Genomic DNA, 13,540 nt, shown 5'->3' on the forward strand with positions numbered 1-13,540 from the left:
AGGATCATGGTCGGGCCATTTTACGGCGAGCGAACAGCCCGCCCAACAAGCCCGTGAAGCAACCGATGAGCAGGCCGCCCACGTGGGCGCCGTTGGCGATTTCTCCGAAACCGATTAGCGAGACCAGCCCGGACATGCACAGCAGCAGCCACCCCAGCATCATCGCCATGACGCCACGGGGCAGGCGGTAGGCCGGATTCGGCGCCAGCCATTGATAAATCCAGCAATGCCCCAGCAGGCCGTACAACACGCCGGACAAACCGCCGAACAGTGATGCGCCGCTGACCAGGTACTGGACGAAATTGGACACCAGGCTGAACAGCAGCGTCAGCCCCAACAGATTGATGCCGCCCTGGCGCGCCTCGATCCGCCGCCCCAAATCCCAATACCACAGGCCATTCATGGCAATGTGCAGGAAACCGAAGTGGATCAGCATCGGCGTCACCAGGCGCCACCACTGCCCCGCCGCCAGGCTGTCGGCCAGGGGGGTGAACTGGATGTAGTCACCGGCAACGCGAAATTCGAGGAAGGTCAGCCAACGCAATGCCTGGAGATTCTCGCCCAACAGGGTCACGACGCCGACCACCAGGCTCAACAGCAACACCAGGGCGGTCATCGGGCTTCGCGTCAGTTGCTCGACGACGCCCGGCCTTTTCGGCGCAGGACCGATGGCCGGCAGCTCCAGGGTCTGCTGGGGATCACCCTGCGGAAAACGGCCATACAGGGTGCGCACATCTTCGCCCATCTCGTCCGGCACCCAGAGCACTTGCTCCCCCGCCTCCTCGCTGACCCGGTGTGGCACCTGCAGGCGTTGCAGCAACGTGACGAAACCGCTCAGGTCCGCTGTCAACGGCAAACGCAACACCGCGACCAGGTTCACGGCATCACCTCGGGCCGCTCGACATCGACCCAGACGAACTTATGCGGGTCCAGGCGGGTTTCCTGGTCGAGCCGGTAGGCCGCCAACTTGCCGTAAAGCACCGCGCTGTAGTCCAGGCACGCCAGGTTCGGACGGATCGGGGCGGGCTTGCCGCTGCGCCAATAGTGGCCGACGAACAACAGGGGTTCATCGATGCCATAGCGCAACAGGTTGTTCTTTTCGTCGGCCGACAATGGCCTGCGCGCCACCGGCTCGGGCAAGGCGTCGGGCTGGAACACGATGTCGCCGTAGGTCTTGGGATCGTCTTCCCAGAACTTGGTGCGGAAGAACGACCGGGTCAGGCCATCGCCACCGGTGAGGGTCATCCCGTGGGGCAGGCGCATGTCGGTGCCGCGCAGCAGGCGATCGAACACCGTGCAGGCGAAGCTGCCCGGTTGCGCCGACGCCTGGAGGAAGTGCTCGTCGACGCAGCCGTCAGGGAACAGGCCGCGCAACGGTTCGATCAGGCCGGCGTCCCAACAGGCGTGCACCACCCGGAACCGGCCCGCGTCGACAAACAGCGGCAATTCATAGAACCACTTGAGGAAGTCATGCCAGTCGCCGGGGTGCTGCTCGAATTGCGTCAGGGTCTCGTGCAGCAGGCGAGCGTGGCGCGGGGTGTGCTCGCGCACGTAGCGCTGGCCGCTGCCGGGCAATGCCGGGGTGCTCCAACCCAGGGCGTTGAATTCGTGGTTGCCCATGATGCACAGCGCCTGGCCGGCCTCGACCATGTCGTGGACGATGTGCAGCGCTTCGCGGATCCGCGGGCCACGGTCGATGATATCGCCCAGGAACACGGCCATGCGCGACGGATGTCGCCAGACCCCGCCCTGCTTGTGATAACCGAGTCGGTCCAGCAGGTGTTCCAGGGTCAGGGCGCATCCGTGCACGTCACCGATCAGATCGTAACTGCGCGCAGGATCGAGCATCAGTCGCCTCCACCTCCGAGCCGACTGCCCCAGCCGAGCTTGGTCCGGCAGACTTCATAGTAATTGTGATCCAGCGGGTGGATCAGGCGCAGCTTCTGCGCTTTCTTGCTGACGGTGATGGTGTCACCCGGCGCGCAGGTGAAATGGTTCTGGCCGTCACAGGACACTTGCGGGTAGATCTGCATATCCTTGGACACGACGATTTTCAGCTCACTGTTGCCATCGACCACGATGGGTCGCCCAGACAAGGTATGGGGGTACATGGGCACAATCACAATAGCGTCGAGCTTGGGGTGCATGATCGGGCCGCCGGCGGACAGCGCGTAGGCCGTGGAACCGGTGGGCGTGGCGACGATCAGGCCGTCGGCCTTCTGGCTGCAGACGAACTGGCCGTCGATGTACAGCTCGAATTCGATCATCCGCGTGGACTTGCCCGGGTGCAGCACCACGTCATTGAGGGCGTCGCCCTGGCCGATGGCTTCGGCGTGCCGGCGCACCTCGGCTTGCAGCAGGAAACGGTTTTCCACCAGGTAGTGGCCGTCCAGCACCTCGGCGACCTTGATCTCCAGCTCGTCCGGCCGGATATCGGTCAGGAAGCCCAGGCTGCCGCGGTTGATCCCCAGCACCGGGATATTGTGCCGCGCCAGGGCCCGCGCAGCCCCCAGCAGGCTGCCATCACCGCCAACCACGATCACCATGTCACAAACCTCGCCGAGCATCTTGCGCGACGACGTTTGCAAGCCGTGGCCGGGCAACACTTCGGCGATGGTGTCTTCGAGGATCACATGCAGGTGTCGCTCCAGGAGGAAACGTTTGAGACGGCGAACGGTGTCCAACACCTGTGAACTGCCCAGGCGACCGATGATGCCGATATTGCGAAATTGCTCCATGAGGCTCCTGCGAGGGTCTGCGGCGGGCGAAAATCACGATTATGGGCGAAAGCGCTCCATAGACAAAATTCTTTAAGCCTTCGCCGCAGCAGCTATGCTCGCAAAATGATCCTGTTCCCTGAATTGCTGGACCTGCCCCGTCGCCTGCGCCACCCCGAGGTGCGCGACCTGGCGTGGGCGCTGCTGGCCCCACCGATGCTCATCGACACGCCCTGGCCCCAGCGCCATCCGCTGACCCGCAGCGATTGGGTGCGAAACCCCGACCGACTGGAACACTGGCTCAGGCAGCTGGACCGCGACAGCTATTCGTTGCTGCAGTGGTTGTCACAGGGACGGACGCGACGCCTGGGGCTGTATTACGAAAGGTTGTGGCAGTTCGCCGTACAGCACGCACCGGGCATCGAACTGATCGCCGCGAACCTGCCGATCCGGCGCGAGGGCCATACGCTGGGGGAACTGGACCTGTTGTTGCGCGACGACGACGGCATTCATCACCTGGAACTGGCGATCAAGCTGTACCTGGGCCCTCAACAGGGCGATGGGCAAGACGCCGCGCAATGGCTGGGCCCGGGCAGCCATGACCGGCTCGACCGTAAACTGGCGCACCTGCGCGAACACCAGTTGCCGATCTCGGCGCGCCCGGAAAGCCGTGAGGCTCTGGCGGCGCTGGGCATCGAACCCTCAGGCGACAAGCGGCTGCACTCCGAACTCTGGCTGGGCGGCTATCTGCTCTACCCCTGGCCGAACCACGCCGAACCACCCTTGGGCGCCCACCCCCGGCATCTGCGCGGCAGTTGGTTGCATCAGCGCGATTGGCCGGCATTCGTTGCCCAACGTCCGCCAGGGCGCTGGCAACCCCTGCCCCGCGCCGCCTGGCTGGCCCCGGCGCATTATCCGGCCGAACAGACCTGGAGCAGCGCACAACTGCAAGCCTGGCGACAGGCCCTGGACCCGATGGCGCCAGCGCAATTGCTGGTGCGCCTGGGGGAAAACAGCGCGGGCGAGTGGGAAGAAGCCGAGCGAGTGTTCCTGGTGGCGGATCTCTGGCCGGCTGTGCCGGGTAATGGCTGAACGTTGCTGTGCCTGGATGGCCGCCTTCGCGGGCAAGCCCGCTCCCACAATGACCGCAGCGTCTGCAATCTTGCTGGCAACCACAAAACCCTGTGGGAGCGGGCTTGCCCGCGAAGGCGGCCACCTCGCTTTAGAAGGACAACCGCACAGCCAGCGCCGCCAACGTCACCAGCAACACCGGTGCCGTCAGCACGATCCCGACCTTGAAGTAATAGCCCCAGCCGATGCGAATGTCCTTGCGTGCCAGTACATGCAACCAGAGCAAGGTGGCCAGGCTGCCGATCGGGGTGATTTTCGGGCCCAGGTCGCTGCCGATCACGTTGGCGTAGATCATCGCCTCCTTCACCGCCCCGGTGGCCTGGCTGGCGTCGATGGACAAGGCACCGATCAGCACCGTCGGCAGGTTGTTCATCACCGACGACAGCAGCGCCGTCAGCACGCCGGTGCCCATGGCCGCGCCCCATACGCCGTACGCGGCAAAGCTGTCGAGCCAATGGGCGAGATAGCCGGTCAGCCCGGCGTTGCGCAGGCCATAGACCACCAGGTACATGCCGAGGGAGAAGATCACGATCTGCCACGGCGCTTCCTTCATCGCCTTGCGGGTGGAAATCTTGTGTCCGCGGGCCGCCACGCCCAGCAGCAACGCGGCGCACACCGCCGAGATCGCACTGATCGGAATGCCCAGCGGCTCCAGGGCAAAGCAGCCCACCAGCAGGATCACCAGCACCGCCCAACCGGCATAGAACGTCGCCTTGTCGTGGATCGCCGTGGCCGGATCGTCCAGTTGTTGCGGGTCATAATCGCCGGGAATGTCGCGCCGGAAGAACCACAGCAGAATCCCCAGGCTGGCCGCCACGCTCACCAGGTTCACCGGCACCATGACCGCCGCATAGCGGTTGAAGCCGATGCCGAAAAAGTCTGCCGAGACGATGTTCACCAGGTTCGACACCACCAGCGGCAGGCTCGCGGTGTCGGCGATGAAGCCGGCGCCCATCACGAACGCCAGGGTCGCCGCCGGGGAAAAGCGCAGCGCCAGGAGCATCGAGATCACGATCGGCGTCAGGATCAACGCCGCCCCGTCGTTGGCAAACAGCGCCGACACCAGCGCCCCGAGCAACACCATGTAGGCAAACAGCTTGCGCCCGCTGCCCCGACCCCATCGGGCCACGTGCAGGGCCGCCCAGGCGAAGAACCCCGCCTCGTCCAGCAACAGGCTGATGATGATCAACGCGACGAACGTGCCGGTGGCGTTCCAGATGATCTGCCACACCAGCGGGATGTCGGCCAGGTGCACCACCCCGCTCAACAGGGCCAACAACGCGCCGAGCGTCGCGCTCCAGCCAACGCCAAGGCCTTTGGGTTGCCAGATCACCAGCGTAATGGTCAGCAGGAAAATCAATGACGCGATGAGCATGCGTTACAGCCTTGCGCAGAGGGATAGCTGAGGGGGGAAGAGGGGCGAATATAGGTAAACGCGAATACTCAGTAAAGCGGCATTGCAGAACACGATGAACCCGTGGCGAGGGAGCTTGCTCCCGCTGGACTGCGCAGCAGGCCCCTGGGGCGGTCGCTGCGCAACCGAGCGGGAGCAAGCTCCCTCGCCACGGCTCATCCGGGCTATCCGGGGTTCAGGCCTTTTTATGCTGCTCGACCCACTGGCCATAGGCCGCGATAAATTTCTGCAGGAACGGCTTCAGCGACTCCGACAACTGGCCCGCCTCGTCGAACGCCGTACCGGCGCCGCTCAGGTAGCCTTCCGGTTGCTGCATGCAGGGCACATCGAGGAACACCAGGGACTGGCGCAAATGGTGATTGGCGCCGAAGCCACCGATGGCACCTGGGGAAGCGCTGATCACCGCGCCCGGCTTGCCGCTCAGGCAACTCTGGCCGTAAGGGCGCGAGCCCACGTCGATGGCATTTTTCAAAGGGGCCGGCACCGAACGGTTGTACTCCGGGGTGACGAACAACAGGGCATCGGCCGCGCCCACCCGCTGGCGGAATGCCGCGTAGGCGGCCGGTGCCGGCGTCACGTCGATGTCTTCGTTGTAGAGGGGCAAGTCGCCAATCTCGACGATCTCCAGCTTCAAGTTGGCGGGTGCCAGGTCGGCCAGGGCCAGGGCGATCTTGCGGTTGATCGACGCCTTGCGCAGGCTGCCCACCAAAACGGCCACGGTGTAGACATTACTCATGAGAGGCTTCTCGACTGTCGGCTCAAAGGATCTGTAGTTATAGATGATCGGCGTTACATTTGGACCAGTGGAGCGACGAAATCCTGCCGGCTGGACTATTTTTTTCTTGTAGGAAAACTTACCGCGATAGACCAAGGTCTACAGAACCGCAAATCGAGTGATCTATTTCCAGAGGTTCTAAGCAATGGCAGCAGTACTTGTCGGACAATTCCATGCGCGAGACGCCGAAGGCCGCGTCTATTCGGTGCATGAGTTCCAGGAATCGACCCCGTCGCCCGAGGGATACGGCAAGGAGCCTGTCACCACTTATAAGCTGGCCATTGGTGATCGCGTCAACAAACTCGACGAAGACCGCTTCCTGCTGGTGCAGTCGGGTATCGAGCTCATCCGCGAACCTGAAACGCAAATCGCCTCGTAACCGTTGTTATGAGCAGAAGTCATGCCCGGACTTGGGTTAGGCTCTGTCTGAAAAGCCTTGATACTCGTTCATGCTGCGTTGAAAACCGGCTCGGAATGCTCACTTACTCCAGTAACCTCCGCTTCCTCGCCGGTTTTCGCCTTGCCTGACCTTCGTCTCAAGACTTTTCAAACAGAGCCTAGGATTCGGCCACCCAATGGCTTATCCGCCGAACACGGACTTCTTGCATGCGTTTACGCCACATCGAAGTGATCCAGGCGCTGCTGCAGACCGGCCATCTCGGCACAGCGGCCGAGTGGCTGCAACTGCCAGTGGCAGAGGTCGAGGCAATTCTGCGTGATGCCGAGGCCCAACTGGGGTTCATGCTGTTTGCCAGTGTGCGCGGACGCTTGCAGGCCACCCGGGAAACCCTCGAACTGCGCGACGGCATCACGCAGGTGTACGACACCCTCGAACCGGTGCAGCGGCTGGCCAGCAGCCTGAAACACTACCAGGCGCCGCCACTGCGCATCATCTGCACCCCGCCCTTGGCCCAGCAATTGTTGCCCCAGAGCATCGCCGCCTTGCGCCGGCGCTTCGCGGATGCCCCTTGCACCCTGCTCAGCCAGCCAACCCGCGGCATCGTCCAGAGCTTGCTCCTGCGCGAAAGCGACCTGGGCCTCAGCCTGCACAACCCTGAACATCCCGACATCCATTGCCAGGTGATCGCCCAGGGCAAACTGCAGTTGCTGGCTCCCCATGGCTGGCTGCAACCGCGGCAGAAGTACATTTCGCTCCAGGACCTGGCGGGACAATCATTGGTGGGGCTCGAAGGGCACGACCCGTTGAGCCCGGCGTTCGAGCACAAGTTGGCGGCGTTGCGCCCGGCACCGGTGATCCAGATCCGCGTCCAGACCCACCAGATGATGCGGGCCATGGTCGAGGCCGGCGAAGGCCTGGCCATCGTCGACCCTTTTACCGCGTCGGGCGCCAAGAGCGCGGGCCTGGACAGCTGCCCGCTGGCGCCCGCCATCCTGATTGACCTTTATGCATTGAGCCTCAAAGGCCGCGAGCCCTCGCCCGCCCTTGAATCACTGCTCGAACGGGTCAAGGAACAAGCCGAGGCGCTGCTGGGCCACTGATCGCCATGCCCAGCGGATCGTCGAACAGCCGATACCAGAACAGCGCCACCTCGGCGGTGTGGCGGTCGATGCCGCGGTAGCGCAGGTGATCGATCCCACCCAGTACGTAACCGCAACGCTCGTAGAGCCGGCACGCGCCCAGGTTGTTGTTCTGGGTTTCCAGCATGATGCCCGGCAGCTTTTTCTTGCGACTCCAGAACTGCGCGACGTCGAGCAAGGCCTTGGCCACCCCATGGCGACGGGCCGGGGCATGCACCGCCAGCTCGTCGATGTGGGCGAACCCGTTCCAGTTGGTACTGACCACCAGGTGCCCCACCGGCTGGTCATCCAGGTACGCCATGAAGATCTCGCTGTCCGGGGCATCGCGAAAACTGCTGAACTCCTCGGGATCGATGCCATAGCACTTGCGATAGGGAACGATCGGCGTCACCGGCCACTGGCTCACCGGGCGACCGACCTGCGCCGTGCCGTAGTCACTGACCTCGAAGCTGAAGTCACTGCCCCAGATATAGGCAGCGAAACCGTCATCGACAATGCGCACCGACAGCCCGGGGTGCTTGGGATTCATGACCGGTTGCATACTGGGAAACGTCCTCATTCCTTGAGACAACCAACGGCGCATAGCCATCCATTGCCCTGGTCTTTCAAATCTTCACTCATCAAGCGGGATCCGTAGCCTGCCCGTAACCTGAGGTTAGAAGGTCATGGCGATTGTGGCGAATGAACAAGGTGGGTCCGCGGGAGCGAGCGGGCTCGCACCCACAGGCATTTATGCGCCAAAGCCCTCAAGCCTCAGCCAACTGCGTCCACAGTGCCGGAGCACCGGCCGACTTGGCGATGGCTTCCAGACGCGCGGCATGTTCGGCCAGGTCGCTTTCGCTGGCACGAATGATCCGGGCGGGACGGCGGTCTGCCGGCAGGCGACGGATTTCCGTGGCCTGGTTGCCCGACCCCTCGCCCGAACCGTTGCCATCGGAGGCGTTGCCCGCCAGGGACAGGCTGGTCTGCCCGCCGGTCATGGTCAGGTAGACGTCGGCCAGAATTTCCGAGTCGAGCAAGGCGCCGTGCAGCTCACGGCCGGAGTTGTCGACGTCGTAGCGCTTGCACAAGGCGTCGAGGCTGTTGCGCTGCCCCGGGTGCCGCTCCCGGGCCATCACCAGGGTATCGAGGATGGTGCAATGCTGGCTGATGTCGGCGCGGTCATGCTGGCCCATCAGCGCGAATTCGTTGTTGATGAACCCAACGTCGAACGCCGCGTTGTGGATGATCAACTGCGCGCCCTTGATGAATTCGAAGAACTCATCGGCCACTTCGGCAAACCGCGGCTTGCCCACCAGGAACTCGTTGGTGATGCCGTGGACGCCAATGGCGCCCTCGTCACTCTCGCGGTCCGGTTGCAGGTAAACGTGGAAATGGCGACCGGTCAGGCGCCGGCCGATCAGCTCGACACAACCGATTTCGATAATCCGGTGACCATCGGTCACCGGCATGCCGGTGGTTTCGGTATCCAGTACAACAGATCTGTTGGCCATCAGTGTTCAGCTCTCAACGGGCAGGCTTGCAAAAGCGCGGATGTTAGCACGCTCCCTTCGCCAAGGGATTTCCGCGACCCGGCTGGTGCAAATGAATGATGGCTCAGTGGCACTAAGCCACCCAGGTGCTAGCCTCACGCCACTGGCCTTCGCTCAACGCCAGGTCCCTAAGGAGCGTGACATGTATCACATCCCTCGACCCCATGAAAAAACACTCGGCGCTGGCGCCACGAAGTGGGCAACGTTCACCCTCGCCCTGTTATCCGGTTGCGCGTCGATCGACGATAAGCCCGACCTCGGCCGTACCGACGGCGAGCAACCCGATCCGGCACGCTACGAAGAAAGAAGCGCGGCGCTGAGGGCGGCCGAGAATTGCCTCCTGCGCTCGTATCGGCAACAGCTTCACACGCCAGCCAACGCCATCGTCGCCCCCTGTACCGGGCAGGAAATCGCCGGCTATCGTCCGGAACTCGGCCTGTCCCTGTCTGGCGGCGGGATGCGCTCGGCGACGTTTTCCATCGGGGTTCTCGCGGGCCTGCAAAAACAGGGGCTGCTCGACAAGATCGACATTGTCTCTTCGGTATCAGGCGGCAGTTATGCCAACTTATGGCTCACCCACCAGCTCTTCGGCGCCAGGCACTACGCCGCACACACTGTCACGCCTGACGAGTTGTTCAAAAGCTATTACGTGTACAAGGCCGTGCGGGATAGCCCGGACATCGAACCCATGGCGCGCCCCCACCATGCCGATCAAAAAACCAGACGGTTCCAGACCTACCTTGAAAACAACAGCTACCTGATCACCAGGACGCAGGATTCGAATTACGGCGCGTTTATCAACCAGAGCAGCTACATCGGCGAAATGGTCGGGCGCGGGGCGGTCTGGGTGCCTTCCGTGCCCCTCAATATTCTCGCGAACGGCCTCTTCAGGTGGCAGGTCAACTTGAACCCTTGGGAGTCGGCCTACCAGCACGGGATCGACCGGACGTTCGCGGCCTATCCGACAGACTGGCATTCAACCTTAAAAGACGCGCCGCCCAGTTACGGCGAATTGGCGGACGCGGCAAAACGCGGTGAGATACCGTTTTTCATCGTCAACACCACCGCCGCCTACGGAGGCAGCGTCGAATGGCTGCGCACCGCCGACTTCGCGGGCTTCAACTCCGACCTGGCGAGCGTCGTTTATGAATTTTCACCGCTGGCCTACGGCAATACCGCGTTTGGCTACTGCGACTATCAGGACGACACAAAGAGGGCAACCTACGGAGTACCTTGCTACCCCGCCCGCGCGCCCAGGCTCTCCGAAGCCGTCATGATGTCGGGCGCCGCTGTCGACGACCTTAAACTGACCGACCAGCCCCTGGCCTATGTCCCCGTGGATGCGCTGGCCGACGCCCTGAATCTGTCGCTCGGCCGGTACGTGGCAAACCCCAGGGTTGAGCCGGCCACTCGCGCTTGGCACAAAGCCCTGCCGTTCCCTTTCTACTTCGCCACCAACCGGCGATATGACGAAACTCGAGACTCGGTTTACCTCAGTGACGGTGGGCACTCGGAAAACCTCGGGCTCTACGCCCTGGTGAAAAGACGGGTCAAGAACATCATCACGGTTGACGCAGAACACGAAGCCACCAGCCAGGGCGACCAGCGGATGGCCGTGTTCGACGCCTTGCAGCGCTTGCGGTGCCATCTGGGCAAGGAGGAAGGACTGAAGTTCTACAAGGTAGAAGGCTCGGCCACCGTCCCGGACAAGTTTCTCGACGCCGATGCCTGTGAAACGTTTAGCCGCAAGGATATTGGATTCAACTTCGTTAAATCCAACCCCTTCTTTCGGTTCGATATCTGCCCCGACCAAGGGTGCACGCCCGAAAACCGGATCCGGGTTCTGTACGTCAAACTGTCGACCCAGGAAGCGTCCATGCCGCCAAACCCGGACTGGAGTCGCCGGTTGTCGAACTGCGATGGCGACAATGACTTTTCCTGCGAAGCGGTCTGGCTCTACCAGCAGGGATTGTCTGCGTGCAAACACCAATGGCTTGGCGAATGTGATCGCTTTCCGCAAGTGGCGACCCAGGACATCAATTACCCCAGAACGCAGGTCAACGGTCACCGAGCGCTGGGTTATGACATTGGCCGCCGGATCACGCTCTCGGAACAGGGCCCCGCTGGGGAGCCCTTCAATCCCTGGCATCCAAAACCCGACGTGTCCATCAACACCACGGGGTTCTGATGCCGTTGACCGCCAGAAGTTGAGCCACGCCGGCCCGTGAAGGCTGGCGTGGTCTGGGCAGCACAGCCGCGGTGTCAGCCCTGCTTGTAGCCCCGCACTTCATCCACTCCGCGGTTGGCCAACTGGTCGGCCCGCTCGTTACCCGCGTGACCGATGTGGCCGCGCACCCATTTCCAGGTGACGTTGTGGCGGTTGACCTGCTCATCCAGCTGTTTCCACAGGTCGGCGTTCTTCACCGGTTCCTTCGCGGCCGTCTTCCAGCCACGCTTCTTCCAGTTGGCCATCCATTCGTTGATTCCCTTCATCACGTACTGCGAGTCGGTCACCAGCAGCACGTCGCACGGCCGCTTGAGCTCTTCCAGGCCACGAATGGCGCCCATCAGTTCCATGCGATTGTTGGTGGTATTGGCTTCGCCGCCCCAGAGCTCCTTCTCCACGCCCTTGCACACCAGCAACGCGCCCCAGCCGCCTGGGCCAGGGTTGCCCTTGCAGGCGCCGTCAGTAAAGAGTTCTACGCTATCGCTCATGCCAATCTATCCAGGAAAAAAATGCAAAGGCCCGCTGGTCGAAGCCAACGACGCCCGTGACCGAAATGTCGGCCGATCATCAGAAAAAGGTTTACGGCTCGATGTGGCGACGATTGACCTTGGCCATGGGCAAGGGAATCAGCTTGCCCATCGGCTCGCGGCGCACCTGGCGTACCGGGCGCAGCCCTACGGCGATCTTGCGCGCCACCAGCAGGTAGAAACCGCCGCCGGACAGTTGCCAGTCACCGGCCTTGCGCTCCCAGCCGGCCAGGCGGGCCTGCCACTTGGGCGACGCAAGCGGCGGACGATAGCACCCGAAGCGGCGTTTCTCCAGCGCGAAACCGAGCAGGTTGAGCCAGTCGCCCACCCGCGAGGCCGAGATGCAACGGGCCTGGCGCAAGGCGTCCTGGGCGAAGACGCGGCGCAGGCCCCAACTGCTCCAGGGGTTGATGCCGATGATCAGCAGGTGCCCGCCGGGGCGCACGCTGCTCGCTGCTTCACGCAACAAGCCATGGGGCGACAGGCAGAAGTCCAGGCCATGCTGCATGACCACCACATCGGCGGCGTGTTCGCTGAGCGGCCAGGCCTGTTCCTCGCAGACAATTTCCACCCCGGGCAAGGGCGCGCCCAGGCGCACGTTGCGCTGGACCTGCGGCGCCGACGGCGGCGTCTGCGCCGAAGGCCCGTAGTGCACCAGGTAGCCACCAAAGAACCGGCCCAGCTCGTCTTCGAGCATGCGTCGTTCTTCATCCAGCAAAAATTGCCCGACAGGACCGGACAGCCATTCACGGGCGGCGCTGATCAACGCCAGCCAGTCGGGATCGGCCTGGGCGAACGCTTCATCAGTCATTGCATTCTCCAACGCGTCAGGAAGTTCTAAGATGCGCCTTTGTTTTCAGCTTGGCGAATTCCGCGATGATACAGATCAGTGCCCTGCCCGCGTTCACCGATAACTACATCTGGTTGTTACAGGATCACTCGACCCGGCGTTGCGCGGTGGTCGACCCGGGCGATGCCGCACCGGTCCAAGCCTGGCTCGATGCGCACCCCGGCTGGGTACTGGGCGACATCCTGATCACCCATCATCACCATGATCACGTCGGCGGAGTGCAGGCGCTGAAAAAGGCGACGGGCGCCACCGTCCACGGCCCGGCTGGCGAGAACATCCCGGCGCGCGACACCGCGCTAAACGACCACGATACGGTCCACGTGCTGGGCTGGGACTTCGAGGTCTTCGCCGTGCCCGGCCACACCCTGGGGCATATCGCCTACTACCACCACGGCTTGCTGTTCTGTGGCGACACCTTGTTCGCCGCCGGCTGCGGCCGCCTGTTCGAAGGCACCCCGGCGCAGATGCATCACTCTCTTAGCCGCCTCGCCGCGCTGCCTGAAGACACCCTGGTCTACTGCACCCACGAGTACACCCTCAGCAACCTGAAATTCGCCGCGGCCGTCGAGCCGGACAACCCTGACATCGCCGCGCGCCTGGCCAAAGTCAGCCAGCAACGCAGCGACGGCGTCACCACCCTGCCCTCGACCCTGGCCCTGGAAAAACTCACCAATCCGTTCCTGCGCACCACTGAAACATCCGTTAAACAAAAAGCAGACGAACGGAGCGGCCAGCGAAACCAGACGCCGAGTGAGGTTTTTGCGGCCTTGAGGGCTTGGAAAGATACGTTCTAAGGGCGCTACCGATTGATACAAAAATTCTGAATGG

14 protein-coding genes are annotated in these 13,540 nt (G+C 63.0%); 5 read left to right on the forward strand and 9 right to left on the reverse strand.

Annotated elements, in window-relative coordinates:
* Nucleotides 1-4: 4 nt before the first annotated feature.
* Genes VM99_22805 through ppnK form a run of 3 tightly spaced genes read right to left on the reverse strand, consistent with a single transcriptional unit; the run spans nt 5 to nt 2,738 of the window.
* Nucleotides 5-880, reverse strand: a complete 876-nt coding sequence (locus tag VM99_22805; protein ID AKK00760.1) for a peptidase S54 — start codon at nt 878-880, stop codon at nt 5-7.
* Complete coding sequence (locus VM99_22810) at nt 877-1,848, reverse strand: serine/threonine protein phosphatase (GenBank protein AKK00761.1); 972 nt, start codon at nt 1,846-1,848, stop codon at nt 877-879. Before VM99_22810 ends, VM99_22805 begins: the two co-directional genes overlap by 4 nt.
* Nucleotides 1,848-2,738, reverse strand: coding sequence for an inorganic polyphosphate kinase (gene ppnK, locus VM99_22815; protein ID AKK00762.1), 891 nt, complete (start codon nt 2,736-2,738; stop codon nt 1,848-1,850). The genes VM99_22810 and ppnK overlap by 1 nt, the downstream gene beginning before the upstream one ends.
* Nucleotides 2,739-2,843: 105 nt before the next feature.
* Between ppnK and VM99_22820 the strand changes: the two genes are divergently transcribed.
* Nucleotides 2,844-3,809: a cobalt chelatase gene (locus VM99_22820; GenBank protein AKK00763.1), complete on the forward strand. Its 966-nt coding sequence runs from the start codon at nt 2,844-2,846 to the stop codon at nt 3,807-3,809.
* Between the two features lie 130 nt (nt 3,810-3,939).
* Here the strand turns inward: VM99_22820 and VM99_22825 are convergent, their stop codons facing one another.
* Nucleotides 3,940-5,223, reverse strand: a complete 1,284-nt coding sequence (locus VM99_22825; protein ID AKK00764.1) for an arsenical pump membrane protein — start codon at nt 5,221-5,223, stop codon at nt 3,940-3,942.
* 214 nt (nt 5,224-5,437) lie between these two features.
* Entirely contained in the window at nt 5,438-5,998 is a 561-nt protein-coding gene (locus tag VM99_22830; GenBank protein ID AKK00765.1) for an ACP phosphodiesterase, read from the reverse strand.
* A gap of 184 nt (nt 5,999-6,182) precedes the next feature.
* Between VM99_22830 and VM99_22835 the strand changes: the two genes are divergently transcribed.
* Both VM99_22835 and VM99_22840 read left to right on the forward strand, forming a co-directional pair.
* Complete coding sequence (locus VM99_22835; protein ID AKK00766.1) at nt 6,183-6,416, forward strand: hypothetical protein; 234 nt, start codon at nt 6,183-6,185, stop codon at nt 6,414-6,416.
* Between the two features lie 227 nt (nt 6,417-6,643).
* Nucleotides 6,644-7,537 carry a LysR family transcriptional regulator gene (locus VM99_22840; protein AKK00767.1) on the forward strand — a complete coding sequence of 298 codons (894 nt, stop codon included), beginning with the start codon at nt 6,644-6,646 and terminating at the stop codon, nt 7,535-7,537.
* Here the strand turns inward: VM99_22840 and VM99_22845 are convergent.
* Together VM99_22845 and VM99_22850 are read right to left on the reverse strand one after the other, a co-directional pair.
* Nucleotides 7,503-8,117, reverse strand: coding sequence for a GNAT family acetyltransferase (locus VM99_22845; GenBank protein AKK00768.1), 615 nt, complete (start codon nt 8,115-8,117; stop codon nt 7,503-7,505). The two genes, VM99_22840 and VM99_22845, sit on opposite strands and share 35 nt — an antisense overlap.
* Nucleotides 8,118-8,322: 205 nt before the next feature.
* Complete coding sequence (locus VM99_22850; GenBank protein AKK00769.1) at nt 8,323-9,069, reverse strand: DNA polymerase III subunit epsilon; 747 nt, start codon at nt 9,067-9,069, stop codon at nt 8,323-8,325.
* 181 nt (nt 9,070-9,250) lie between these two features.
* Here VM99_22850 and VM99_22855 point away from each other — a divergent pair, with 181 nt between their 5' ends.
* A complete protein-coding gene (locus VM99_22855; protein ID AKK00770.1) occupies nt 9,251-11,296 on the forward strand; it encodes a hypothetical protein in 2,046 nt (681 codons plus the stop codon).
* Between the two features lie 74 nt (nt 11,297-11,370).
* On the opposite strand, the gene rnhA is transcribed toward VM99_22855, so the two are convergent.
* Together rnhA and VM99_22865 are read right to left on the reverse strand one after the other, a co-directional pair.
* Nucleotides 11,371-11,823, reverse strand: a complete 453-nt coding sequence (rnhA, locus tag VM99_22860) for a ribonuclease H (GenBank protein ID AKK00771.1) — start codon at nt 11,821-11,823, stop codon at nt 11,371-11,373.
* Between the two features lie 91 nt (nt 11,824-11,914).
* Complete coding sequence (locus VM99_22865) at nt 11,915-12,673, reverse strand: SAM-dependent methyltransferase (GenBank protein ID AKK00772.1); 759 nt, start codon at nt 12,671-12,673, stop codon at nt 11,915-11,917.
* Between the two features lie 65 nt (nt 12,674-12,738).
* Between VM99_22865 and VM99_22870 the strand changes: the two genes are divergently transcribed.
* Complete coding sequence (locus VM99_22870; GenBank protein ID AKK00773.1) at nt 12,739-13,506, forward strand: hydroxyacylglutathione hydrolase; 768 nt, start codon at nt 12,739-12,741, stop codon at nt 13,504-13,506.
* Nucleotides 13,507-13,540: the final 34 nt, after the last annotated feature.

The sequence above is a fragment of the Pseudomonas chlororaphis genome, assembly GCA_001023535.1.
Classification (GTDB): domain Bacteria; phylum Pseudomonadota; class Gammaproteobacteria; order Pseudomonadales; family Pseudomonadaceae; genus Aquipseudomonas; species Aquipseudomonas chlororaphis_E.